The organism is Polaromonas eurypsychrophila (assembly GCF_014641715.1).
Lineage (GTDB): Bacteria > Pseudomonadota > Gammaproteobacteria > Burkholderiales > Burkholderiaceae_C > Polaromonas > Polaromonas eurypsychrophila.
Map to the genome: position 1 here is coordinate 1 of NZ_BMIG01000008.1, position 24858 is coordinate 24858.

Below are 24858 nucleotides of genomic sequence, written 5' to 3' on the forward strand. Positions count from 1 at the left end.
CCGATCCGCGAACCGTGCACAGCCGAAATGGCGGGGGTGGAAATTGGGTTTTTTTACAGCCTCGTTAGGAGTCAACCAGCGGGGGCATGGCGAGTGATGTCTAACCCTGTCCATGCAAAATAAGTCAATGCGCCAACCCGATACCCCACCTCAAGTCCGCCAGGCCATCATCCTGCTCTGGATCACGCAAACCCTGGTCGTTGTCGATGCAGTCCTCACGCTGATGTTTCCCGAGCCGGACATGGCCGGTGAGACAGGTTTTCTTGTCATTGTTTTTCTGCTTCTTTTGGGCTTGTATGCCACGCTGATCACCTTTGCAGCGAGGCGAAAAAACTGGGCGCGAATCACCTTGCTCGTCTTCGCCGTCATCAACACCGCCGGGTATTTCTTATTGCCATTTGAAACGCCTGAACCCTGGTGGACCGAGGCCAATTTCTGGCTCAGTTCAATCCTGGAGGTGGTCGCGCTGTACTGGTTGTTCTCTGGGGCTGGCGCGCGGTGGTACGCAGGCAAGGCGGCAGAGTAGCCGCTCCATTCACATCAGGTGCTCAATGATGAACAGGTTTCTTCAAAGCAGATACCAGAACTATGTGCGTTGGTGGAACGCTCCGGTCACGCGCCGCGACCGCATCATCGGGGCATTCATAGGCGGTATGGGCTGCTTCTGGATCGGCATCCTCGGCCGGCTCGCGCTTGGCCCCTTGCCGGTCTCTCTGTCTACCCTGGCTTGGTGGGCTTTGGGTTCAATCCTTGTTGGGGTAATGCTGGGCATTTGTTTTCCAAAAAACGTTTCTGTGGTTTGTTTTCCGTTTTCAACTTTTGGGGGAGGCAGCTAACAGTGCATTCGCGGGATCACAGCTTGATGACAAGAGCAGCTACTGCCTTGGAAACACATATGGGCGCCTTCCTGGTCGCTGGTGACCAGTAGCATGAATACAGTGGCTTACTTTGGAGTTCTTTTGGCAGTGGCATTGCTAGCCGCGATTCCCTGGTATTTCGGAACGCGAGATCGCACGAGACCGCCATCGCGGCTCGAAAAAGTTCTTGCAACACTTTGGGTATGGTTGCGCAGACTGGTGTGCTTCACAGTGGGCGGGGCTCTGATGATCGGCGCGTTCTCCACGGCTACCTCAAATCCCGCCGGGAAGTCGCCGGACGACATTTGGCTCGCTGTACTTGCGCTGATTGCAGGTGCAGTTTTCTTTTTTTACCTGGGTTTCTTTGGTCAGGGGCCCAAGCAGAACGAACTCGGGGATGACTTGCGCTTGCACTCGAGCAACAAGCGCCGGTATCGCTGGTGGTTCTAGCGGCCCATCTTGGACAAGCGGCTGACCTTATCAACGCCCTCAGCACCTGAATGACGGCGGCAAAAAAAGAGGCCGTGTCATCTCACCGACATGCTGCCCATGAAAAGTGCAGCCATGACCGATTCACTGATCCTGCGTCTCGCCCTCGCGTCCGATCTGCCCGCTGTGCTGCTGCTCTATGCCCAGCCCGACATTGATGACGGAGACACCCTTCCACTGGCGGATGCAAAGCGTATCTGGGAGCGCATGGCAAGTTACCCCAACTACAAGTTATACGTCGCGGTCCGGGGCACCCAGGTGATCGGCACCTTTGCCCTGCTCATCATGGACAACATCGGCCATCTGGGCGCGCCGTCGGCGGTGGTTGAAGACGTGGCGGTGGACCCTGCTGTGCAGGGCCAGGGTATCGGCAAGGCCATGATGCGCCACGCCATGGCGCTGGCCGCCGAGAGCGGCTGCTGTAAGCTCGCGCTGTCATCCAACATCAAACGCGAGAAGGCGCATGCGTTTTACGACGCGCTCGATTTTGAGCGCCACGGCTACAGTTTTCGCATGGCGTTACCTGCTGCGCCAGCATAAAACGCTATGTATTCAGGAGCTGCTTACGCCCGACGGATAAGGGCTGGAGGCACATTTCTTTTGGGAGAAATTTTCTTTGATGGGTGCGACAGCGGCGCACCCGGCGTGGATCCCGAATCATGTCCGGGATGACAAAGTTGGGTTCAGCGCGGGCTGGGTAACCGCCTGACGGTACGCGGCCGTTTTGTGGCTGCTGGCGGTGCGGCCACCGCTGGTATCGATTCCGGAACCAGCACCACCACCTCCTTGAAACCCAGGCCCAGCATGCCAAGTTCTGCCGCCGCTGCGCGGCTCACGTCAATGATGCGGTTGCGGCTGAAAGGGCCGCGATCCGTGATGCGCAAGTCGACGTCACGACCGTTGACCAGGCTGTGCACCCGCACAACCGTACCAAACGGCAAAGTGCGATGAGCGGCTGTGAAGGCGTTCATGTTGTAGCGTTCGCCGCTGGCCGTCAGCCGGCCATGAAAACCCGGGCCGTACCAAGACGCAGCACCCCGTTCGAACTCGCGCGCAGGCTCCCCCGCCAGTAGAGCCGGCCGAGGCCGGACGCTGGGTGACTCCGGGACTGGCGGGTCAGGGTCCAGTAGCCCACTCGCAACCTCAGGGCTGGCTGCCACGGGCGCCGGTGTGGCTATCGGCAGAGGGCTGGTAACTGGGTGATCTGGTGCCGATGGCGCCGTTGTGCAGGCCGTTAGCAGAGCCAGCAGGCCGAGGGCAACGGCAGGCCTGATGGTGCGCGGCTTCAGCCAATCAACACAAACCAGCATCTCTTCAAGCCGACTGCAGACGCCGGATGATCTCTGATGTCGGGCCAGCCTGGTTCATGGTGTAGAAGTGAATGCCCGGCACACCCGCAGTTTGCAGCTGGTCACACAAGTCGGTGATCACATCAAGCCCGAAGCTTTTGATGGAGGCGATGTCGTCGCCATAACCCTGCAGCCGCAGGCGGATCCAGCGTGGAATCTCGGCGCCGCAGGCATCGGAAAAACGCATCAGTTGCGTCGAACTGGTGATCGGCATGATGCCGGGTACCACCGGCACATCAACCCCAAGCTGGAAAGCGTCATCGACAAATCGGAAGTAGGCGTCCGAGTTGAAAAAATATTGCGTGATGGCCGAGTTGGCGCCGGCTTTGACCTTGGCTGCAAAGGCCTGCAGGTCGGCGTCGGCCGATTTGGCTTGCGGATGAATCTCGGGATAAGCCGCCACCTCGATGTGGAAGGCATCGCCGGTTTCAGCGCGGATAAATGCCACCAGGTCGCTGGCGTAATGAAACTCGCCGCCCGCGCCGTAACCACTGGGCAGGTCGCCGCGCAGCGCCACCAAGCGCTTCACCCCCATGGCCTGCAGGGTCGCCAGTTGTCCGCGCACTGTCGCTTTGGTCGCACCCACACAGGAGAAGTGGCAGGCGGCAACCACGCCCTCTTTCAGAATTTCAACGACGGTACCAAAAGTGCCCTCTTGCGTGGAACCACCGGCGCCAAAGGTGACCGAGCAAAACTCAGGCTTCAGTGCATACAGCGCCTGGCGCGTGATACGCAGCTTGTCGGCGCCTTCAGGCGTCTTGGGCGGAAAAAATTCAAGGCTGATCGGAACGTTCATCACCAGTCTCTCTTGTTCAGTCGTCTTTGTCGCGGCGTTTGCCGCGCGCCGGGCCATGCTGGCCTGCGTGTGCCTCTTCAGAGTCTTCATGCGCTTCATGCATCGCGCGCAGCTCGCTGCGCGGCGTGCGTTTGGCGGCCTTGCGCGCTGGCGCCGCGGGCAAGGGCTGGTCTTCACCGGCATTGTCATGGCCCTTGATGGCGTGGATGAAAAACTCTCGGTTGCCGTCCCCACCTTCAATCGGCGAAACCAGCCAGGCTTTCACGTCCATGCCGAGTGCGGTGCAGGCGTCGCGCAGGCGCTGCTCGACAAATTCGAAATGCGCCACGTCACGCACAATGCCGCCCTTGCCGATTTGGCCGGGTTGCAGCTCGAACTGGGGCTTGACCAGCATCAGCGCATTGCCGCCGGGTTTGAGCAGGCGCACGACGGCGGGCAAAACCAGCGTCAGCGAAATGAAAGACAGGTCGGCGGTCAGGAAGTCAAAATTGGCTTCAACGGGTTCGGCATCCTCGTCGCCGTCGAAATTTTCTTCATCAAATCCGGTCTCAGCCCTTGTCACAGGGGCGGGACCAGCTACCAAATCCATAGCAGTCATGGCGCGCGCGTTAACGCCTTCGATACACACGACGCGGGGGTCTTCGCGCAGGCTGGGGTGCAACTGGCCATGGCCCACATCCACACCCACGACCTGCACAGCACCCTGCTGCAACAGGCAGTCGGTAAAGCCGCCGGTGGACTGGCCGATGTCCAGGCAACGCAGCCCCGCCACCTGGATTCCCGTACTTTTGAGCACGCCTTCAAGCTTGAGCCCGCCACGCGAGATGTACTTGGCTTCAGTGGTGTCGGGAATTTCGATCTCGGCGCCCGCAGGAATTTCGTCCCCATTTTTGGCGACTTTTTTCCAGGGCGAACTTTCTTCGGCACGCCAGCGCACACCCGAGGCAATCAGACGCTGGGCCTGGGAGCGGGTGGCAGCAGAGCCGTTGTCAACGAGGAAGATGTCAGCGCGCATGATGGCTTTCAATGGCGCCACACGGCATGTCATTGCGGGCTCGACCCGCAATCCATGCCGCATACATCGCCAGGGGTGGAAGTCATGGATGCCGGATCAAGTCCGGCATGACACGGCTTGTGGTCAATACCTGTACGTATCTGCCTTGTACGGGCCGGCTTTGCTCACACCAATGTACGCAGCCTGCTCATCGCTGAGTTCGCTCAGCATCGCGCCGACCTTTTTGAGATGCAGACGCGCTACTTTTTCGTCCAGATGCTTGGGCAGCACATAAACCTTGCCCACTTCGTAATCAGCCTGTTTGGTGAACAGTTCGATCTGCGCAATGGTCTGATTGGCGAAGCTGGACGACATCACGAAGCTCGGGTGGCCTGTGCCGCAACCGAGGTTAACCAGGCGCCCCTTGGCCAGCAGGATGATGCGTTTGCCATCCGGGAAGATCACGTGGTCAACCTGTGGCTTGATCTCTTCCCAAGTGCATTTTTCAAGTGCAACGACATCGATTTCGTTGTCGAAATGGCCAATGTTGCAAACGATGGCCTGGTCTTTCATGGCCGCCATGTGTTCATACGTGATGACGTTTTTGTTGCCGGTGGCAGAGACAAAAATATCGCACTTGTCGGCGGCGTATTCCATGGTCACGACCTTGTAGCCTTCCATCGCGGCCTGCAGGGCGTTGATCGGGTCGATCTCTGTCACCCACACTTGCGCCGAAAGCGCACGCAACGCCTGGGCCGAGCCCTTGCCCACGTCGCCGTAACCGGCGACCAGTGCGACTTTGCCGGCGATCATCACGTCGGTGGCTCGCTTGATCGCATCGACCAGCGACTCGCGGCAGCCATACAGGTTGTCGAACTTGGATTTGGTCACCGAATCATTGACGTTGATGGCGCGCAGGGCCAGCGTGCCCTTGACCGACATCTCGTTCAGGCGCAACACGCCAGTGGTGGTTTCTTCAGTCACGCCAACGATGTTTTTCAGGCGGCGGCTGTACCAGGTCGGGTCTTGCGCGAGTTTGGCCTTGATCGAGTTGAATAGGCAGATCTCTTCTTCACTGGTCGGCTTGGACAGCAGGGAGGCGTCTTTCTCGGCCTTGGTGCCCAGGTGCATCAGCAGCGTCGCATCGCCGCCGTCGTCCAGGATCATGTTCGGGCCTTCTTCCGGTGAGCCTTTGGCGCCGGTGAATTCGAAAATACGGTGCGTGTAGTCCCAGTAGTCGGCCAGGGTTTCGCCCTTGATGGCGAACACCGGCGTACCGGCTTCTGCAATCGCGGCAGCGGCGTGGTCTTGCGTCGAGAAGATGTTGCACGAAGCCCAGCGCACGTCGGCACCCAGGGCTTGCAGGGTCTCGATCAGCACACCCGTCTGGATGGTCATGTGCAGCGAGCCGGTGATGCGCGCGCCCTTGAGTGGCTGCGCTTTCGCGAATTCTTCGCGGATGGCCATCAGGCCGGGCATTTCGGTCTCGGCAATTTTCAGTTCTTTGCGGCCCCAGGCGGCAAGCGCCAGGTCGGCAATTATGTAGTCAGGCGTGGTCTGCGCGGGTTTCAATACGGCGTTCATGGGGTATCTCCAAAATCAAGAGTCCAAAGGGCAAAATAGCCTCGGCCGCAAGGCGTCAGGTCAGCGGGGGTTGGTCAACTCACCCGGCTTGAAAGCACATGCGGGTGAGCGTGGTTGCAAATGAATTTCCTGAGCCTAGACCACATGCCGTGGGTTGCAACGCTCCTCAGGAAGCCTGAATTATACCCATGTGTGGGCAATTCACCAGCACGGGCCGCGGAACTGGCCTTGGCCTGTCCTGAGCCTGCCGAAGGGCCAGGAGCCGCAGGCGCATCCTTCGACAAGCTCAGGACGAAGGAATCAAGAAAGGCCACCGCGAAGGCATCTCTTCGCAAGCAGGGGCCGCGGTCCGGCTTTGCCGGCCGCAAGGCGCAGCTTCCCCTCGGGGGGCAGCGACCACACGCAGTGGGAAGCGTGGGGGCAGGTTTTCCCGTCGGGCCGCCCCAAGGGAAAATGCGCCCCCTCGGGGGGCAGGGCGTTACACGCAGTGAGCAACCGTGGGGGCCGCATTCTTCGTGCGAAAATTTCACGATGCAAGAACTGAGCACCTGGCCGGCCAGCGAGCGCCGCGCCATCACCGGCGTATTCACTGACATCGACGACACGCTGACCACCGGGGGCGCTATCACCCCCGACGCGCTGCGGGCCCTCAGCGACCTCAAGGCCGCAGGTTTTCATGTGATTCCCATCACCGGCCGGCCGGTCGGCTGGAGCGAGCCGTTTGCGCTGGCCTGGCCGGTCGATGCCATCGTTGCCGAAAACGGTGCAGTGGCGCTGATTTCAAGCCAAATCGGGCTCCGGCCCATGGCTGGCGGGCATGGGCAGCTATCAAAAAGATACCAGCAAAACGCTCCGACACGGCAGACCAACTACGCCCGCATGCAACAGGTCGCTGTCCGTATCGAGCGCGAAGTGTCCGGCGCGGTGATTTCGCAAGACAGCCCGGGGCGCGAGACCGACATCGCCATCGACCACAGCGAGTTTGTGCATTTGCCGCCCGCTGCCATCGCACAAGCGGTGCAGATCATGCAGGACGAAGGCATGAACGCAACCGTGAGTTCCATCCACATCAATGGCTGGTTCGGCGCGCACAACAAGCTGGCAGGCGCGCGCTGGATTGTCCGCGAACTGTTCGGCCGTGATCTCGATGCGGAGATGGCGAGCTGGGTCTATGTCGGCGACTCGACCAACGACCAGTTGATGTTCGAGGCCTTCCCTCACTCGGTGGGCGTGGCCAACATCCGCCGCTTTGAAGCAGCGCTCAGCCACAAGCCGCGTTACATCACCAACGGTGAACGCGGCGCCGGCTTTGCCGAGGTGGCCACGGCGCTGTTGGACGCGCGCAGCAGTTCGACCTGAGCAGGATCAACGGGCAGCGACCGACAGCACCGAGGGTTTGGCCGCGCTGAGCACCTTGCCCTCCGCAGCGTTGCTGACCATCTCCAGCCGCAGGCTGTAGTCGCCAGCCGGCGGATTCAGCCAGGTTTCGGTCTGGCCAGCGGTGAAATCAAGCACCTCCGGCTTTCGCCCGGCGCGCTCCATGGTCAGCCGGAAATGCCCGGTGTCCGCCGCCTTGGGGCCGACATGCGACACGTTGTAGCCAGTGGCGTGGAACTGGACCCGGAACGGGCCCTTGACGGTTTCACGGTCCGCCGGGCTCAACAGTTCGACACGGGCCGGGCCCTGCACCGACGCTGGTGTCACCGCCTTGTTCTGTTTGCTGATGGTCACGCTCAGCGGTTTGCTGTACACAAAATAGGGGATGTGGCCCTGATCCGCCAGTAGCAGGCGAAACTTGTAGTTGCCCGGCGGCAGGTTCACGACCATTTCCATCTGGCCCTTGCCGAAGTGAATGTACTGGTCGGTGAAAGGCAGGGGCTTCTTGAAGTCCAGCGGCAAATCCTGGTTTACCAGCAAATGGTGGTGGCCGGCGCGGCCGGCGGTCTGGCCCGCAGGCACCAGCCCGCGCATGGACAGCCCGAATCGCGCCACAAACGGCGACTCGTAAGTACCGCCATCCTTCAGATTGGTGAAATAGGTCTCGGCTGCTCGCGGCGCTGGCACCACCCACGGGTGCGGCATCGCCTCGACCTCATCGGTTGCAACAGGGGCCGCAGGCACCTGAGCCGAGACCCCGGTGCCTACGCTCATCAACAGGGCAAAGAAAAGGGTAGGCAGGTGCCAGGCAAATCGTGTCATGGGTGTTCTATGAAAAACGTCAGAAAATACTAGTTAGTAATTTTAAGAACAGTAAGTCACATTTATTTACCGAAACACGGAAACCCCTTCACTATTGCGGGTTTCCCGGATTAACGGGCGAGCACGCTGGCAAGGGCCTTGCCGGTGTGGGTTCCCATCCTGACTACCGCTTCCGGCGGCGCCGATGCCACCACTTGCCCGCCCGCATTGCCACCGTTGGGCCCCAGGTCGATCACCCAGTCGGCCTCGGCAATCACGTCGAGGTCGTGTTCTATCACCACCACGCTGTGACCGCCGTTGACCAGGCGGTGCAGCACATGGATGAGTTTTTCGACGTCGGCCATGTGCAGGCCCACGGTGGGTTCATCCAGCACGTACAGCGTGTGCGGCGCCTTCTGGCCGCGCCGCGTGATGTCGTCGCGCACCTTGGAGAGTTCGGCCACCAGCTTGATGCGCTGCGCCTCGCCGCCCGACAGCGTCGGCGACGGCTGGCCCAGTGTCAGGTAACCGAGGCCCACATCTTTCAGCAACTGCAGCGGGTGCGCGATTGCGGGCATGGACGCAAAAAACGTCACGGCTTCATCGACTTCCATGGTCAACACGTCGCCGATGTTTTTGCCGCGCCAGGTGACGGCCTGGGTTTCCGGGTTGAAACGCGCACCGTGGCAGGTTTCGCACAACACTTTCACGTCGGGCAAAAAGCTCATGCCGATGGTGCGCACACCCGCACCTTCGCAGGTGGGGCAACGGCCTTCGCCGGTGTTGAAGCTGAAACGCCCGGCGCTGTAGCCGCGCGCCTTGGCCTCCAGCGTGTCGGCAAACAGTTTGCGCACCGTGTCCCAGAAGCCGATGTAGGTGGCCGGGCAGGAGCGTGGCGTCTTGCCAATCGGCGTCTGGTCCACTTCCAGCACGCGGTCCACCGCCGCATACCCCTCGATCGCTTCGCAGCCGATCCAGGCCGCCGTCTTGCCTTTGTCGTCGGCATCACGACCGGCCTTGGTAGAGCGCAACATGACGCCGGCATGCACATTGGTCAGCAACACATCGCGCGCGAGGGTGGATTTTCCGGAGCCGGATACGCCAGTGACCGCGACCAGCCGATACAGCGGCACGCTGACCGACACCTTCTGGAGGTTGTGCAAGTCCGCGTTCACCACTTTGAGCCAGGACGTGAACGGCCCGGCCGCCACCGGCGCGGCGTTGTGCAGCGCGCTGGCGCTGGCGGCCGCCGCTTTCAGCGCCGCGGCCTTGAGCGCGGCTGCTTTCTGCTTGCTCACGGGTTTGACATCCGCAGCCTCGGGCGCCTGCGTCATCGCGGGCGCCAAGCCAGTGCGTGTCTCGCGCCTGGGCTGCAGCGGATGGATCAGTGGATTCGCCAGGTAACGCCCGGTCAGTGAATCGGGCAGGGTGGCCAGGTGAGCAGCTGTGCCCTGACCCACAAGCTGGCCGCCGCGTTTGCCTGCGCCAGGGCCTATGTCGATGATGTTGTCGGCGCGGCGAATCGTGTCTTCGTCATGCTCCACCACCACCAGGGTGTTGCCGCGCTCGCTGAGTTTGCCCAGCGCACGCAACAGAATCTGGTTGTCGCGCGGGTGCAGGCCAATGGTCGGCTCGTCCAGCACATAACAGACGCCTTGCAGATTGGAGCCGAGCTGCGCGGCCAGCCGGATGCGCTGCGCCTCGCCGCCCGACAGCGTGGGCGCGCCACGGTCCAGCGTCAGATAGCCCAGGCCCACGTCTTCGAGAAACTCGAGCCGGCTCTTGATCTCGGGGATCAAATCGCGCGCAATGCCGGCTTCGCGGCCGGATAGCGCGAGTTTTTCCACCCAGGCGCGCACATCAGTGACGGACAAAGCGGCGATATCGGCAATGCCAACCCCGGCAAACTTCACCGCCCGCGCCTGCGCGTTCAGGCGCGTGCCCAGGCAACCGGGGCAGGTCGCGTCCAGCACCTCATCAACATCCGCTTCAACAAAACTCTGTTCACGGCCCTTGTTGTTGTCGTCACGCACCGAGTCGTCGAACACCTTGCGCTGCTCTCTGGTCAGCTTGACGCCAGTGCCGACACAGTCCGGGCACCAGCCGTGTTTGCTGTTGTAGCTGAACAGGCGCGGGTCGAGCTCGGGGTAAGAGGTAGAGCACACCGGGCAGGCGCGCTGCGTGGACGAGGCCTGCAACTTGCCAAGCTGTTTGGTCGATGTGCCAGCCATCATCGCGCCGCGCAAACCGGTCAGTGGCGCAAGCACATGCACGACGCCTTTGCCGTGCTGTAGCGCCGTCGCCAATGCCTGGCGCAAGGCCGCTTCGTTGTCGGGCGTCACATGGATATCGGCAATCGGCAGTTCTACCGTGTGTTCCTTGAAACGGTCGATACGCGGAAAGTTCGTCGTCGGCAAAAACTCGCCGTCGATGCGCAGATGCGTGTAGCCGCGGGGCCGCGCCCAGTCGGCGAGTTCGGTGTAGACGCCCTTGCGGTTGATCACCAGCGGCGCCAGCAAGCCGATATGCTGGCCACGGTGCGCCTTGAGCAGCTGGGCCGCAATGCTTTCCGGGCTTTGCGGCATCACGGCCGCGCCATCTTTGGTGCAGTGCTGGATGCCGAGCTTGACGTAGAGCAGACGCAGAAAGTGCCAGACCTCCGTCGTGGTGCCGACGGTGGACTTGCGCCCGCCGCGCGACAGGCGCTGCTCGATCGCCACGGTCGGCGGGATGCCATAGACCGCATCGACCTCGGGGCGACCGGCCGGCTGCACGATGCTGCGCGCATAGGCGTTGAGTGACTCGAGGTAACGCCGCTGGCCTTCGTTGAACAGGATGTCAAAGGCCAGCGTGGACTTGCCGGAGCCCGACACGCCGGTCACCACATTGAACTTGCCGCGTGGGATGTTGACCGACAGGCTCTTGAGATTGTGCTCCTTGGCATTGACGATCTGGATCAGGTTGGAGAAGGCCGGCTTTGTTTTCCAGACCTTGGTGCGCGCCTCTTCCACACCATGCACCTTGCCCATGGCTTTTTCATACTCGCGCAGCGCCAGTGCGGTGTGCGAAGTCGGGTGTTCACGCACAGCTTCGGGCGTGCCCTGGGCCACCAGCAAGCCGCCGGCCTCGCCGCCTTCGGGGCCGAGGTCGATCAACCAGTCGGCGGATCGGATCACATCGAGGTTGTGCTCGATGATGATCAGCGAATGGCCGACGTCGAGCAGCTTGCGCAGCGCGCGCATCAACTTGGCGATGTCGTCAAAGTGCAGACCGGTGGTCGGCTCGTCGAACAGGAACAGGGTGCCGCGGTTGATGTTTTTCAGCGCCAGCGGCTGCCGGCTGACGCTCGCAGTTTTGGACGCGCCAGCCAGGAAACCCGCCAGCTTGAGACGCTGCGCCTCGCCGCCCGACAGTGTCGGCACAGGCTGGCCCAGCTTCACATACTCCAGCCCCACATCCACAATGGGCTGCAGCGCACGAATTACCTCGCGGTCCTGCGCAAACAACTGGCTGGCTTCGCTGACCGTGAGGTTCAACACGTCGGACACATTCATCAGGCGCGGATGCACATCGCCGATCGCTTTGCGCTCAATGGTCACTTCCAGGATTTCAGGCCGGTAACGCTTGCCGTCGCAGTCCGGGCAGCGCAGGTAAACGTCGCTGAGGAACTGCATCTCCACATGTTCAAAACCTGAGCCGCCGCAGGTCGGGCAGCGCCCGTCACCGTTGTTGAAACTGAATTTGGACGAGGTGTAGCTGCGCTGCCGGGCCAGCGGCGCCTGCGCAAACAGCTCACGCACCGCATCCCAGGCGCCCACATAACTGGCCGGGTTGGAGCGCGCCGTCTTGCCAATCGGCGATTGGTCGACAAACACCACATCGGTCAGGTAATCGGCGCCCATCAGGCGGTCGTGCACACCCGGGGTTTCGGCTGCCTTTCCGAACTGGCGCAGCAGCGCCGGTGCCAGGATGTCCTGCATCAGCGTCGATTTTCCGGAGCCGCTGACACCGGTGACACAGACCAGGCGTTGCAGCGGAAACTCCACCGTAAGGTTCTTCAGGTTGTGGTCGCGCGCGCCTTCCAGAATCAGGCGCGGCGTGTTGTCCGTGACGGGCCGCTTGAAACCCATGCCAACCTGCTTGCGCGAGCCCAGGTAGGCACCTGTCAGCGTATCGGCATGTTTGAGGTCTTCAGGCGTGCCGTCGAACACAATCTGCCCGCCCTTCTCGCCCGGACCGGGTCCCATGTCTATCATGCGGTCCGCCGCCATCATCACGGCCGGGTCGTGCTCAACCACCACCAGCGTGTTGCCGGCGTCGCGCAGCCGGTGCATGGCCTGCGTGATGCGATTCATGTCGCGCGGATGCAGGCCGATGGACGGCTCATCGAGCACAAATAGCGTGTTGACCAGCGAAGTGCCGAGCGCCGTGGTCAGGTTGATGCGCTGCACCTCGCCGCCCGACAGTGTGCGGCTTTGCCGATCCAGCGTCAGGTAGCCGATGCCGACATCACTGAGGTACTTCAGGCGCGTATGGATTTCCTCAAACAGGGACTTGAGCGCCTTCTCTTCACCCGTTCGGGCTGAGCCTGTCGAAGCCTGCCCTTCGACAGGCTCCGGGTGAACGGTCACGGCAACAAAAAACTCACGCAAGCGGTCAATCGGCAGCTGCATCAGGTCATGCACGCTCAAGCCGGGCAAGGCCTCAAGCTGTGCGCGGCTCCAGTCCACACCGACCGGCATGAAGCGTTTGTCGGGCGGCAGCGCTGCGTCCGAGGCGTCCTTGGAGCCGAGGCGCCAAAGCAGCGCTTCAAGTTTGAGGCGCGCGCCGCCGCAGGTCTCGCATGGCGTGTAGCTGCGGTATTTGGACAGCAGCACGCGGATGTGCATCTTGTAAGCCTTGGTTTCCAGGTAAGCAAAAAAGCGCTTGATGCCATACCACTGCTTCTTCCACTGGCCGTTCTTGTAAGCCGGTGTGCCGTGAATCACCCAGTGCTGCTGGTCCGGCGTGAGCTTGTACCAGGGCGTGTCGCGCGGAATACCTGCGGATTCCGCGTGGCGCATCAGGTCGTCCTGGTTTTCGGCCCAGGCCGGCGTCTGCAGGGTCTTGATGGCGCCGGAGCGCAAGGTCAGCTTGTCGTTGGGAATCACCAGACCGTAATCGACGCCGATGACGCGGCCAAAACCGCGGCAGGTCTCGCATGCGCCCATAGCCGAGTTGAAGGAGAATAACGAAGGGGTCGGGTCGGCATAACGCAGGTCACTGTCGGGGCAATGCAGGCCGGTCGAAAAGCGCCACATTTCTTCTGCAGCGTGCTGAGACCCCACGCTTTTCACTTCGTGAGCCTGCGGCGGTACGCTGCCCCTGACATCAGGAACAGGGGCTGGCTCGGCTTGGGGCGGCCCTGCGCTCTCGCCGCTTCCGCCCGCCTGCACATACACATTGAGCCGCCCGCCGCGTTTGAGCGCCATTTCAATCGCTTCCACCACACGCGACTTTTCAGCCGCATGAATGCGAAAACGGTCGGCAACCACATCGAGCAGTTTGTGCGGGCCGGCAGGTGCGGTCATGTCGCGTTCCGCATGGACCCGCGTGAAGCCGCTGGCCGACAGCCACTGCGTGACCTCCTCGGCGCTGGTATTTCCAGGCAACTCCACAGGGAAAGTCATCACCAGGCGCGGATCGCCTGCAGCGGTGCGCGCCATCAATTCGGCATAAATCGACTCGGGCGTGTCATGGCGCACCGCCTGCGCGGTCTTTTTGTCGAACAACTGCGCGGCGCGGGCGTACAGCAGCTTCAAGTGATCGTTGAGCTCGGTCATAGTGCCCACAGTGGAGCGCGAACTGCGCACCGGATTGGTCTGGTCAATCGCAATCGCCGGCGGCACACCCTCGACCTTGTCCACCGCTGGTTTGTCCATGCGGTCCAGAAACTGCCGCGCATAGGCCGAAAAGGTTTCGACATAACGCCGCTGGCCTTCGGCGAACAGCGTGTCGAACACCAGCGAAGACTTGCCCGAGCCGCTGGGGCCGGTAACCACCGTCATTTCACCCGTGCGTATGTCCAGGTCGAGGTTTTTTAGATTGTGTTGGCGCGCACCGCGGATGCGGATGATTCCCTGTGACATGGGTGGGGGCTTTCCTGGTGAGGTCAAACATTCTAGACAGCCGGTTCACCACTTCGTCGCGTGGGGTTAAGGCTTCTCCATGCCGCTACACCTTGAAACACATTAAGCGTCCCGGCCGCAGTTTCCACACTGGCAGCGCCGGCAGTGCGCGTGAGCTGTTCGCCCCCCCCCCCCAAGGAGAGAATATGAAGATATCAAGCAAGTGGTGCGTCGCCATCGCCATGGCATTGCTGAGCCATGCTGCTCACGCGCAAATACTGATCGGGCAAACCGCCGGCTTCACCGGCCCTGTGGGCGCGGGGGTCAAGGAAACCATCGATGGAGCGAAACTTTACCTTGATGCCCTCAATGCCAAAGGCGGCGTTAACGGCCAGAAGATCGAACTGATCTCGCTGGACGACAAGTTCGATCCCAAGCTGGCTGCCGAAAACGCCCGCAAGCTGATCGAGGAGCAGAACGTGGCGGCGATGTTCCTGACACGCGGTACACCCCATACCGAAGCCATACTGCCCCTGCTTGAAAAATACAGCGTACCGCTGATTGGCCCGTCCACCGGTGCCATGGTGCTGCATCAGCCCGTCAAAAAATATGTTTTCAATGTGCGCGCCACCTACCAGCGCGAGGCCGAAAAAGCCGTCGCCCACCTGAACTCCATGGGCATCACCCGAATCGGCATTTTTTACGCCGACGACAGCTTCGGCGCCGATGGCGTGGCGGGTGCGCAAAAAGGACTGGCGGCCGCCAAGCTGCAGCCTTCAGTACTGGAAAAATCCAACCGCAGCAAACCTGACTTCGCACCGCTCGCACCCAAGGTGGTGCAGACCAACACACAGGCGGTCATCATGGTGGCCTCCGGCCAGGCAGTGGTGGACGGAACCAAGGCGCTGCGCGCGGCCGGCTCCGCAGCGCAGGTGGTCACGCTGTCCAATAACGCATCGAGCGGCTTTATCAAGAGCCTTGGTGACAATGCGCGCGGCGTGATCGTGACCCAGGTCTTCCCTTATGAACGCTCTATCTCCTACGCAATGGTCAAGGAAGCGCAGGAAATGGCCAAAGCGAAGGGTTCGGGTGACATCAGCCCGGCCACGCTGGAAGGATTTGCTGCCGCCAAGGTGCTGGTAGAGGGCCTGCGCCGCGCCGGCACCAAACCAACACGCGAGAAAATCCATGCAGCGCTGGAAGGCATACGCAAGCTTGACATTGGCGGCCTGGAGGTGAATTTCTCACCGGAAGACCACACCGGACTTGACTTCGCCGACCTTTCAATCATCGGCACAGACGGCAAATTCAAGCGTTGAGCTTCCGCCGGAAAGATGAGAATGCGGGGCGCTCCGCCCGGCTTTTTGCCCGGACCGCTCCGCACATCCTTACAGACATACCCGAGTTCCTTGAATCAATACGTCGGATGTGGCTTTCTGGGTGGGTTATACAGACGTTAAAAAGGCCCCGAAGGGCCTCAACGTACGCATGGGATGCTGTCAACACATAACAGGGTTCAGTCGCGCAAGGCCTGTTCCAGCGCCTCCGCCTTTGCGGGCCCCACGGCGCTCCGAATGGCAGGCAAAAGCGCGAGCAACGCATCCAGGTTACCTGCGCCTTCAACCGCCAGATTAAGGCGAAAGCCCCGCAGGCCCAGGCTTGCCGTCAACTGCGCTGCAACAGGATAGGCATTTTTGTACCGCTCTTGCGACGTCAGTCGCGTTGCAGTCGCCTCTCGCACATTGACCTGAGCTTGCGTTTCCGCCACCACATCGGGTGGCACCAAAAAGCCAAGACCGATCAGGCGGTCAATGTCTTCCGCTGTCACGCCCATGCCCGCTGTGGCTTGCAACACCGCCGCGAGGTCGCGGTTTCCATCAAACAGAATGAACGCAGAGCGCTGACGGGGAGTCAGTAACGACCGGTCTTTCAGGGCAAGTTGCCCAGCTTCAGATTTGTGGTATTTCATGGTGTTGCGTAAGTGTGGCCCTCTTGACTAACGGACCGGCTCCGGCGAAGAGCCGGCCACAACGGGGGCATGAACAGCGTCGCCACCATGCTTTTCACCCCCCAGATCTATATCGCCGCCTTTGCTGAGCATATACAGAGCCAAAGCCGCAAAGGCTACAAATCCAATCACTAATTTCCACATTCCGCAGTCTCCAATAAAAAAGACTCCCGCGCATGAACGAGAGTCTATCGAGTTTCCAAAGTTGAGGCCCCCTCGTTTTCACCGAGGAGGCCTTTCTGACGATTTCAGTCGTTGGCGTAAATATCAACGTCTTTGGTTTCCTTGACCAGCAACATGCCAATCACGAAGGTGCCGGCTGCAACAACGACCGGATACCACAAACCATAATAAATATCCCCGGTAGCCGCCACCATCGCAAATGCGGTAGTCGGCAACAAACCGCCAAACCAGCCATTACCAATGTGGTACGGCAAGCTCATCGACGTGTAGCGAATCCGCGTTGGGAACATTTCTACCAGCATGGCAGCAATGGGGCCGTAGACCATAGTGACCAGGATCACCAGATACACAAGAATGACTCCAATCATGAGCTTGTTCATGCTCTTGTCGTCAGCCTTGGTGGTCAGACCGTTTGCTTTTGCACTGTCAAGCACGGCTTTCTTGAAGTCGGCGATGCCTTTTGCACTCTCCGCAGAAAACGCATTGCGCTTGTCGTTCAAGGTTGCATTCAGTGATGGCACTGAGGTGGTTCCGATTTGAACCGAAGCGACGGATCCAGCAGGACCCGCGATGTTCTTGTACGGAATGAAGTTTTGTGCCAACACGCGCTTGGCCTGGTCGCAAGAGCTGGTGAAGTCGATCTCACGAGCAATCGGGCTACCCTGGAAGGAGCATGATTTTGGATCGGCTGTGACGCTCACGGGAACGGTGTCGTGTGCCATTTTCAGCGCCGGATTGGCGTACTGCAGCAGCATGGGGAACACTGCGAAGTAGGTAATCGCACCCAGCAGGCAACCCGCCATGATGATGGGTTTGCGGCCAATCTTGTCAGACAACACGCCAAAAAAGATGAAGAAGGGCGTACCAATCACCAGTGCGGCAGCAATCAGCAAGTTGGCAGTCACACCGTCTACCTTGGCAATCGTCGTCAGGAAGAACAGCGCGTAGAACTGACCGGTATACCAGACCACAGCCTGACCAGCGGTCAAACCCAGCAAGGCAATGATCACGATCTTCAGGTTTTTCCATTGACCGAAGGACTCGGACAAAGGTGCCTTGGAAGTTTTGCCTTCGGCCTTCATTTTCTGAAAGGCTGGTGACTCATTCATCGACAGACGGATGTAAACGGACACACCCAACAACAAAATGGACACCAGGAAAGGAACACGCCAGCCCCAATCGGCAAAAGCCGCTTCGCCGACCGCCTGACGCACGCCCAGAATCACCATCAATGACAGGAACAAGCCCAGCGTGGCAGTGGTTTGAATCCATGAGGTGTAAAAACCGCGCTGACCGTGTGGCGAATGCTCAGCCACATAAGTGGCCGCACCACCATATTCACCACCGAGTGCCAGGCCCTGAAGCATGCGCAAGGCGACCAGAATGACAGGGGCCGCAATGCCGATCGTGGCGTAATTGGGCAGCAAGCCCACAATAAATGTCGCCGCACCCATGATCACGATGGTGATCAAAAAAGTGTATTTGCGGCCAATCATGTCACCCAGGCGGCCAAACACCAGCGCGCCGAACGGACGCACCAGGAAACCGGCAGCAAATGCCAGCAAGGCAAAAATGTACGCGGCTGAAGGGTCAAGACCCGAGAAAAACTGCTTGGCAATAATTGCCGCGAGCGAGCCGTACAGGTAAAAGTCATACCACTCAAATACCGTGCCCAGCGAAGAAGCGAAGATCACCTTCTTCTGCTCCTTGGACATGGGTCTGTTGTCGATAGCTGTTGACATGTGTTGTGTCTCCAAAATAGTAAGGCCTCCCGTTTGGAAGCTGAAGGCATTATTTTGTTGGCCGCTGACCTAGCTCTGACGTGAAACCAACAGGAGCTTTCGCGAAACTTATCGACTACTGACAAGTCAAGGGAAAACCCGTGGACAACTTTTCAGGATGCGAAGAATGTCGCTTCGTTCATGGTTTTGGGCGGGTGGCACCTGACTCAAGCTGACGCGCCGCGTCCCAGTCAAGGCCGTCAAACCACGCATTGCCCAGCAAATAGGCGCGCAGCATGGGCAAGGCGTCCAGGCCCCAGAACAACTTGCCGTCCACCGTGATCGTGGGCACACCAAACACGCCCTGCTGGATGGCTTCATCGGTATGCGCCTTCAGGTCAGCCTTGACCTCCACGCTGCCGGGCGCACGTTGCGGCGCCAGCAGCGCCGTCATCTGGCCCAGGCGTGACTCGTCAGCAGCGTCCGCACCACCGCGCCACACATGCCGCAGCAGCGTCTCGCACACATAGCGGTTTGGCGTACCTTTTGCATCGCAGGCCACGGCCAGGCGCAACAGGGGCAAGGGGTTGAAGGGATGCCGCGCCGGCAACTGGAACTCAAGGCCTTGCTCGTGCGCCAGCCACAGCACCTGGCGGTAAGTCCACTCCCGCTTGCCGACTATCTCGGCCGGGCCGAGTTGGCCGTGGTGTTTCAGCAAACCGGCGAACAGCAGCGGTTTGTAGGTGACGCTGTAGCTGATGCCCTTTAGCGCTTCCGGCAATTTCTCGAACGCCAGGTAGGCATACGGCGAGATGAAGTCAAGGTAGAAGGTGATGTGTTTCATGCGCAGTACCCTTGATGCGAGGCAAGCATCACGCCTGGAACGCCACGATGCGCTGCTCAATCAGGTTCCAGACCGCGCGTTTGCCGCCATCGCTGGCCTGGCTCCAGCCGGCGATCTCGTCGCGTGTACGAAAGCAGCCTTCGCACCAGCCGGTGAGCGCGCTCATGCGGCACACCGAGATGCAAGGAGAAGGGATATTTATGGTTTCAGCCCTTATTCGACGGGCATGAGCTGCTATTAAATCAATAGCATTCTGCTGCGACACCTGTTCCTGCACCGGGTCCACCGTCACGTCAGCCACCGGCGCACCGGTCAGGTCCGCCAACTGCTGCGGGCTCAGTTTGAACACGCCATGCGGATGGCCCGCCGCCGCCCAGATCTCGTCAAATCGGAACAGGCTCTGGTCGATCAGCGTGACTGGCGGCGTGACATGCGCCAGCGGTGACACGCCGCCTATCGAAAATCCGGTGCGCGCCTTGACGAACTCTGCGTCGGCCCGGCCCAGCCGTTTACCGTCCGGGCAAACCAAGGCCTCAACCTTGCGCTCGTCGACACGCTGGTCGCCGGCCGTGACGACCAGCACCGCTACATCGTCCGACTTGCGCCTGAAGATGATGCTCTTGGCGATCTGGCCGAGCATGATGCCCAGCGCATCCGCCGCCTGTTTCGTCGTGCGCGCCGCGTCGTCGAGCATCACGGGCGAGTGCGGGTGGCCGCGCTCCTGGAGCAAGGCAGCAACGCGTTGAGCGCCTTCAGGAAGCACCTTGAGCTCACTTCCGCACATCTTGAAAGCCCCCACGTTCGCTCCACACCGCGCGCATCAGCCCGCCCTCTTGTTGAGGAGCGCCGTGGACGCACGCGAGTTCGGCTTGCGCTCCAGGTAGTCGCTGATGAATTTGCCGGCGTCGATCAACTTATCGAGGTCGATGCCGGTCTCTATGCCCATGCCTTGCAGCATGTAGACCACGTCTTCGGTGGCGACGTTGCCGGTCGCACCTTTGGCGTACGGACAGCCACCCAGCCCGGCCGACGAGGTGTCGTACTGCCAGATGCCCATCTGCAGGCTGGCCAGCGTATTGCCCAGCGCCTGGCCGTAGGTGTCGTGAAAATGGCCGGAAATATCGTCGACGCCGTAATGCTGCAGCGCCGCTTCCATGGCGCGCTCGACCTTCACCGGTGTGCCCACGCCGATGGTGTCGGCCACGCCGATGTGCTGGACACCAATCTCCTTGAGCAGGCGCGCGACCATGGCCACGCGTTCAGGCGCGATTTCGCCTTCGTAAGGGCAGCCCACAGCGCAGGAGATCGCGCCGCGCACATAAATGTTATTTGCACGCGCCGCTTTAGCCACGGGCCGGAAGCGTTCAATGCTTTCTTCGATCGAGCAGTTGATGTTGCGCTGGCTGAAGGCCTCGCTTGCGGCAGCGAACACCACGATCTCGTCGGGCTTCGACAACACGGCAGCTTCAAAACCTTTCATGTTGGGCGTCAGCACCGAATAACGCACGCCTGGCTTGCGCGTGATGCCGGCCATGACCTCGGCGGCATCGGCCATCTGCGGCACCCATTTGGGCGAGACGAAACTGGTGACCTCGATCTCGGTCAGGCCGGCGTCCTGCAAGCGGTGCACCAGCTCGATTTTGATGGCCGCCGGAACAGGCGCTTTTTCATTCTGCAGGCCATCGCGCGGGCCGACATCGACGATTTTAACTTTTGCGGGATATTTCATGAGACTCTTTCAGGAGATAGGCTATCGCGAGCCGCAGATCGGTTGTCAGTCAAGCAGGGGCCGCGGGTCCGGCTTTGCCGGCCCGCAGGAGCAGCGGCCCCTCTCGTGATGAAAGGGGCAGGGAGATGCCGCAGGCTACACGCAGTGAGCGAACGTGGGGGCGACATTTCAGTATCCCTTCTTTGGGTCAACCACACCGGCAAGGCTGCTTATTGGCGTCCCGCTTTCCACCGCGCGAATCTTGCCGGCAATCTGCGCAATCGTTTCCTCGCGCAGGGTGCGCGCCGAAGTGTGCGGCGTGATGTTGATTTTCGGGTGATTCCAGAATGCGTGCTCGGCAGGCAGCGGCTCGGTGCGAAACACGTCCAGCATGGCCCCGGCAATGTGGCCGCTGTTGATCAGCGCGATCAGGTCTTCGTCCACCAGGTGCGCTCCCCGAGCCACGTTGATGACATAGGCACCGGGCTGCAGCTTCGACAGCATGCCCCGGTTCATGATGTTTGTGGTCTCCGGCGTCAGCGGCAGCAAGCAGACCAGGATACGTGTTGCCGCCAGGAAGTCCGCCATGCCCGCTTCCCCCGAAAAACACTGGACACCTTCGATGGTTTTGGGAGAGCGGCTCCAACCCTTCACCGGAAAGTCAAACTGCGCCAGCGTGCGCGCCACGCGTTCGCCCAGCACACCCAGCCCCATCACGCCCACCGGAAAGTCGCCACGCAGGTTCGGCTTGCGGTAAGACCACTTGCCACTGCGAATGTCGGCTTCGTAACCATCAAACTCCCGAAAATGCCGGATCACCACATGGCTCACATACTCGGCCATCTGCACCGACATGCCGGCATCGTCGAGCCGCACCACCGCGGCCTTGGGCGGTAGCTTGAGTTTCAGCAGGGCATCAACGCCGGCGCCGATGTTGAACAGCGCCTTGAGCTGCGGCTGCTCATCCAGGAATTGCTGGGGCGGTGTCCAGACCACTCCATAGTCGGCCGGTGGCGCGCCCGGCATCCAGTCCTCGACACTTTCCGCAGGAAACTCCGCACGCAGGCCGGCGACCCAGGGCTCGGCCTTGGCACCGGTGCAACAAAAAAGAATGTTCATGGGCTTTATTGTGCCGGGATCAAGGCTGAAAGGATGCCCGCCCCGGCAGGGTGCCCCGCCTTTGTCTGTCATTGCGGGCTTGACCCGCAATCCATGCCCGGAACAAAAGTTGGTTCACACACATGGAGCCCGGATCGAGTCCGGGATGACAAGCCGCAAGAACAGGCGTTCACGTTTCTAGCCCGCCATCTTGAGCAATTCCGCCCCCTCCGTCACCTGGTCACCGGGCGCATACAGCAGCTCCTGCACCACACCGTCGGCCGGTGCGGCAATCGTGTGTTCCATCTTCATGGCTTCCATCACGGCCAGTGCCTGGCCCTTGCTGACTTTGTCGCCGGCCTTCACGGCAAATGAGACGACCTTGCCCGGCATCGGTGCGGTCAGGCGGCCACCTTCGCCGTGGGCCTCGCCCGCATGGGCCAGCAGGTCCATCACCGTGATCTGTGTCGCACCCTGGCGGGCAAACACATGCACCGTCTCACCGCGGCGGTACAGGCGAGCCGTGAGGCGCTGGTTGCCAAAAGTCAGTGTGACCACCTCACCTTCACGCGAGAACACCAGCAAGCCCTCTTCACCGCCCGCCGCCAGGCGCAGGGCGCCGTCATGCAGATAAGTCAGTTCGGCTTTCGCCGGCTCGCCGTGAAATTCGAACTCAAAGCGGCGCAGGGACACTCCGTGCGAACGCCAGCCGTCGCGCTTGCTGAAGGGGTCGGCGGTCTCCAGCGCCTTTTCCTCCAGCAGACGCAAAGCCACGGCGGCTGCAGCGGCCGCCGGGAGGCCAATTTTTTCCTGATTGAACAGTACGGCCTGCTCGCGCGGAATCAGCGCCGTGTCCAGGTCGGCTTCGGCAAAGGAGCGGCTTTGCACCACATGGCGCAAAAACTGCACATTGGTGCTCAGGCCCACGATATGCACTTGCGCCAGCGCCTCGTCCATGCGCGCCAGCGCCTGCTCGCGCGTGTCGCCGTGCACGATCAGTTTGGCAATCATGGAGTCGTAAAACGGTGAGATCACATCGCCCTCGCGCACGCCGGCGTCCACGCGCACCAGACCCCGTTCAAAAGAAACGGATGGCGGCAGGCCGTACACATGCAGCGCGCCGGTTGCCGGCAAAAAGTTGTTGTCCGGGCTTTCGGCGCAGATGCGCGCCTCGATAGCGTGGCCGTGGATACGCAACTGGTCCTGCGCCAGTGGCAGCTTTTCGCCCGAAGCCACAAGCAGTTGCCACTCCACCAGATCGAGACCGGTGATGGCTTCGGTCACCGGATGCTCCACCTGCAGTCGGGTGTTCATCTCCATGAAGTAAAAGGCCCCCACGCTTGCCACTTCGTGTGCTGCGCTGCGCGCAGAGGGGGCTAATTTTCCCAGGGGCGGCCCGTCGGAAAATTGATCTTCATGCCTTTTAGGTGGCTGCTCGACGATGAACTCCACCGTGCCCGCGCCAACATAGTTGACGGCGCGCGCGGCAGCGACTGCGGCTTCGCCCATCTGTTTACGCATGGCGTCCGTCATGCCGGGCGCCGGCGCTTCTTCCAGCACCTTCTGGTGCCGGCGCTGGACTGAACAGTCACGCTCGAACAGGTAGACGTAGTTGCCGTGGCTGTCACCAAACACCTGGATCTCGATATGGCGCGGGCGCTGTGCGTACTTCTCCACCAGCACCGCGTCGTCACCGAAGCTGTTGATGGCTTCGCGTTTGCAGGAAGCCAGCGCGGCTTCAAAATCTTCCGTCTTCTCGACGGCACGCATGCCCTTGCCGCCGCCGCCCGCACTGGCCTTGATCAGCACCGGGTAACCGATGCGGTCGGCCTCGCGCTTGAGCAGCGCAGGGTCCTGGTCGCTGCCGTGGTAACCGGGCACCAGCGGCACGCCGGCTTTTTCCATCAGTTGTTTGGACTCGGCTTTCAGGCCCATGGCCTTGATGGCCGAGGCCGGTGGGCCGATGAAGACCAGGCCGGCCTTGCCGCAGGCATGGGCAAATTCTTCGTTTTCGCTCAGGAAGCCGTAACCCGGATGAATCGCCTCGGCGCCGGTAGCTTTGGCTGCAGCGATAATTTTTTCCCAGCGCAAATAGCTCTCCTTGGGTGCGCTGCCGCCGATGTGGACGGCTTCGTCGCAGACGCTCACATGTTTGGCATCCGCGTCGGCATCCGAGTAAACGGCGACGGTCTGGATGGCCATGCGGCGCGCAGTCGCCGCAACTCTGCAAGCTATCTCCCCACGATTCGCAATCAGTATTTTTTTAAACATGTCAGTCATTCTTCGAAAAAGGGGATTTCAGGGTGAAGGCCGGCGTTGGTCCGCTGTCGGGTCTGCCGCTGAAGATGCGGGCAACACGTGCAAACAGTTGCCGCAGAAAACGCCAGCAGGTGCGGATCAACCAGATGCTGAGCACCAGCATCAGAATCAGCACAACCACAAACACCACCGGATGCGCAATCGCCAGCCACAGTCCCGCCGGCACCAGGCTGTCTTCTACCAGTGAGGCGCCCACATTCGTGAACGGTTCGGGCGAGGTGTTGATGGCCGCGCGCGTCGTGGCCTTGGCGGTATGGCTGGTAGCGGCCAGTGTGCCGCCCGCCAGGGCAGCGAGCAAAGCCATCACGCCGCTGTCGGCGCCAAACACACCGGCCGCGAGCGCCGCGCCGGCGGGAATACGAATGACGGTGTGCACCACATCCCACAACGAGTCCAGTCCCGGAATCTTGTCGGCAAAAAATTCGACGAACACCATGAAGCCGCTGGCACCCAGCACCACCGGGTGCGCCAGCAGGTGCAGGCCTTGCGGCAATTGCATCCAGCCCATGAAGCCGGCCAGGCCAGTCAGCAGCACCACCAGGTAGAGCCGCACACCGCTGGCCCAGCCGAGCGCACCGGCCAGTGCAATCAGTTGAGCGGTATCGAGGGTATTCATGGCAAGC

20 protein-coding genes and 1 riboswitch are annotated in these 24858 nt (G+C 61.0%); of the genes, 6 read left to right on the forward strand and 14 right to left on the reverse strand.

Annotated elements, in window-relative coordinates:
* The first annotated feature begins 112 nt into the window (after nt 1–112).
* The 4 genes from IEX16_RS11890 (at nt 113) to IEX16_RS11905 (ending at nt 1886) form a co-directional block, all read left to right on the forward strand.
* Nucleotides 113–526, forward strand: a complete 414-nt coding sequence (locus tag IEX16_RS11890) for a hypothetical protein (RefSeq protein ID WP_188708709.1) — start codon at nt 113–115, stop codon at nt 524–526.
* Nucleotides 527–554: 28 nt separating this feature from the next.
* Nucleotides 555–836, forward strand: a complete 282-nt coding sequence (locus IEX16_RS11895; RefSeq protein ID WP_188708710.1) for a hypothetical protein — start codon at nt 555–557, stop codon at nt 834–836.
* 93 nt (nt 837–929) lie between these two features.
* Nucleotides 930–1307: a hypothetical protein gene (locus tag IEX16_RS11900; protein ID WP_188708711.1), complete on the forward strand. Its 378-nt coding sequence runs from the start codon at nt 930–932 to the stop codon at nt 1305–1307.
* A gap of 114 nt (nt 1308–1421) precedes the next feature.
* Complete coding sequence (locus IEX16_RS11905; protein WP_188708712.1) at nt 1422–1886, forward strand: GNAT family N-acetyltransferase; 465 nt, start codon at nt 1422–1424, stop codon at nt 1884–1886.
* 143 nt (nt 1887–2029) lie between these two features.
* Here IEX16_RS11905 and IEX16_RS11910 read toward each other — a convergent pair whose 3' ends face one another.
* The 4 genes from IEX16_RS11910 to ahcY all read right to left on the reverse strand — a co-directional run bounded on the left by IEX16_RS11910 (nt 2030) and on the right by ahcY (nt 6069).
* Nucleotides 2030–2656 carry a septal ring lytic transglycosylase RlpA family protein gene (locus IEX16_RS11910; RefSeq protein ID WP_188708713.1) on the reverse strand — a complete coding sequence of 209 codons (627 nt, stop codon included), beginning with the start codon at nt 2654–2656 and terminating at the stop codon, nt 2030–2032.
* Between the two features lie 4 nt (nt 2657–2660).
* The gene (gene metF, locus IEX16_RS11915; RefSeq protein ID WP_188708714.1) at nt 2661–3491 is read right to left on the reverse strand and encodes a methylenetetrahydrofolate reductase [NAD(P)H]; all 831 of its coding nucleotides are present in this window, start codon (nt 3489–3491) and stop codon (nt 2661–2663) included.
* A 16-nt stretch (nt 3492–3507) separates the two neighbouring features.
* Complete coding sequence (locus IEX16_RS11920) at nt 3508–4506, reverse strand: TlyA family RNA methyltransferase (protein WP_188708715.1); 999 nt, start codon at nt 4504–4506, stop codon at nt 3508–3510.
* A gap of 123 nt (nt 4507–4629) precedes the next feature.
* Complete coding sequence (ahcY, locus tag IEX16_RS11925; protein ID WP_188708716.1) at nt 4630–6069, reverse strand: adenosylhomocysteinase; 1440 nt, start codon at nt 6067–6069, stop codon at nt 4630–4632.
* 99 nt (nt 6070–6168) lie between these two features.
* A riboswitch (S-adenosyl-L-homocysteine riboswitch) is annotated at nt 6169–6243 on the reverse strand.
* A gap of 357 nt (nt 6244–6600) precedes the next feature.
* On the opposite strand from ahcY, the gene IEX16_RS11930 reads away from it, so the two are divergent.
* Nucleotides 6601–7428 (forward strand): HAD-IIB family hydrolase, encoded by an 828-nt coding sequence (locus tag IEX16_RS11930; RefSeq protein ID WP_188708717.1) that lies wholly within the window; start codon nt 6601–6603, stop codon nt 7426–7428.
* A 6-nt stretch (nt 7429–7434) separates the two neighbouring features.
* Here the strand turns inward: IEX16_RS11930 and IEX16_RS11935 are convergent, their stop codons facing one another.
* Together IEX16_RS11935 and uvrA are read right to left on the reverse strand one after the other, a co-directional pair.
* Nucleotides 7435–8268 carry a DUF4399 domain-containing protein gene (locus tag IEX16_RS11935; protein WP_188708718.1) on the reverse strand — a complete coding sequence of 278 codons (834 nt, stop codon included), beginning with the start codon at nt 8266–8268 and terminating at the stop codon, nt 7435–7437.
* A gap of 110 nt (nt 8269–8378) precedes the next feature.
* Nucleotides 8379–14375, reverse strand: coding sequence for an excinuclease ABC subunit UvrA (gene uvrA, locus IEX16_RS11940; RefSeq protein WP_188708719.1), 5997 nt, complete (start codon nt 14373–14375; stop codon nt 8379–8381).
* A gap of 185 nt (nt 14376–14560) precedes the next feature.
* Between uvrA and IEX16_RS11945 the strand changes: the two genes are divergently transcribed.
* Nucleotides 14561–15673, forward strand: coding sequence for an ABC transporter substrate-binding protein (locus IEX16_RS11945; RefSeq protein WP_188708720.1), 1113 nt, complete (start codon nt 14561–14563; stop codon nt 15671–15673).
* A 197-nt stretch (nt 15674–15870) separates the two neighbouring features.
* On the opposite strand, the gene IEX16_RS11950 is transcribed toward IEX16_RS11945, so the two are convergent.
* The 8 genes from IEX16_RS11950 to IEX16_RS11985 form a co-directional block, all read right to left on the reverse strand.
* The gene (locus tag IEX16_RS11950) at nt 15871–16323 is read right to left on the reverse strand and encodes a hypothetical protein (protein ID WP_188708721.1); all 453 of its coding nucleotides are present in this window, start codon (nt 16321–16323) and stop codon (nt 15871–15873) included.
* A 287-nt stretch (nt 16324–16610) separates the two neighbouring features.
* A complete protein-coding gene (locus IEX16_RS11955; protein WP_188708722.1) occupies nt 16611–18287 on the reverse strand; it encodes an MFS transporter in 1677 nt (558 codons plus the stop codon).
* Nucleotides 18288–18465: 178 nt separating this feature from the next.
* On the reverse strand, nt 18466–19110 hold the full coding sequence (locus IEX16_RS11960; protein WP_188708723.1) for a 2-hydroxychromene-2-carboxylate isomerase: 645 nt from the start codon (nt 19108–19110) through the stop codon (nt 18466–18468).
* 28 nt (nt 19111–19138) lie between these two features.
* Nucleotides 19139–19909 carry a YbaK/EbsC family protein gene (locus IEX16_RS11965; protein WP_229676315.1) on the reverse strand — a complete coding sequence of 257 codons (771 nt, stop codon included), beginning with the start codon at nt 19907–19909 and terminating at the stop codon, nt 19139–19141.
* Nucleotides 19910–19930: 21 nt separating this feature from the next.
* Nucleotides 19931–20839 carry a hydroxymethylglutaryl-CoA lyase gene (locus IEX16_RS11970; RefSeq protein ID WP_188708724.1) on the reverse strand — a complete coding sequence of 303 codons (909 nt, stop codon included), beginning with the start codon at nt 20837–20839 and terminating at the stop codon, nt 19931–19933.
* Nucleotides 20840–21007: 168 nt separating this feature from the next.
* Nucleotides 21008–21937 carry a 2-hydroxyacid dehydrogenase gene (locus IEX16_RS11975; protein WP_188708725.1) on the reverse strand — a complete coding sequence of 310 codons (930 nt, stop codon included), beginning with the start codon at nt 21935–21937 and terminating at the stop codon, nt 21008–21010.
* Nucleotides 21938–22114: 177 nt separating this feature from the next.
* Nucleotides 22115–24187 (reverse strand): acetyl/propionyl/methylcrotonyl-CoA carboxylase subunit alpha, encoded by a 2073-nt coding sequence (locus IEX16_RS11980; RefSeq protein WP_188708726.1) that lies wholly within the window; start codon nt 24185–24187, stop codon nt 22115–22117.
* A gap of 1 nt (nt 24188) precedes the next feature.
* On the reverse strand, nt 24189–24851 hold the full coding sequence (locus tag IEX16_RS11985; protein ID WP_188708727.1) for a DUF4126 domain-containing protein: 663 nt from the start codon (nt 24849–24851) through the stop codon (nt 24189–24191).
* Nucleotides 24852–24858 lie beyond the last annotated feature (7 nt).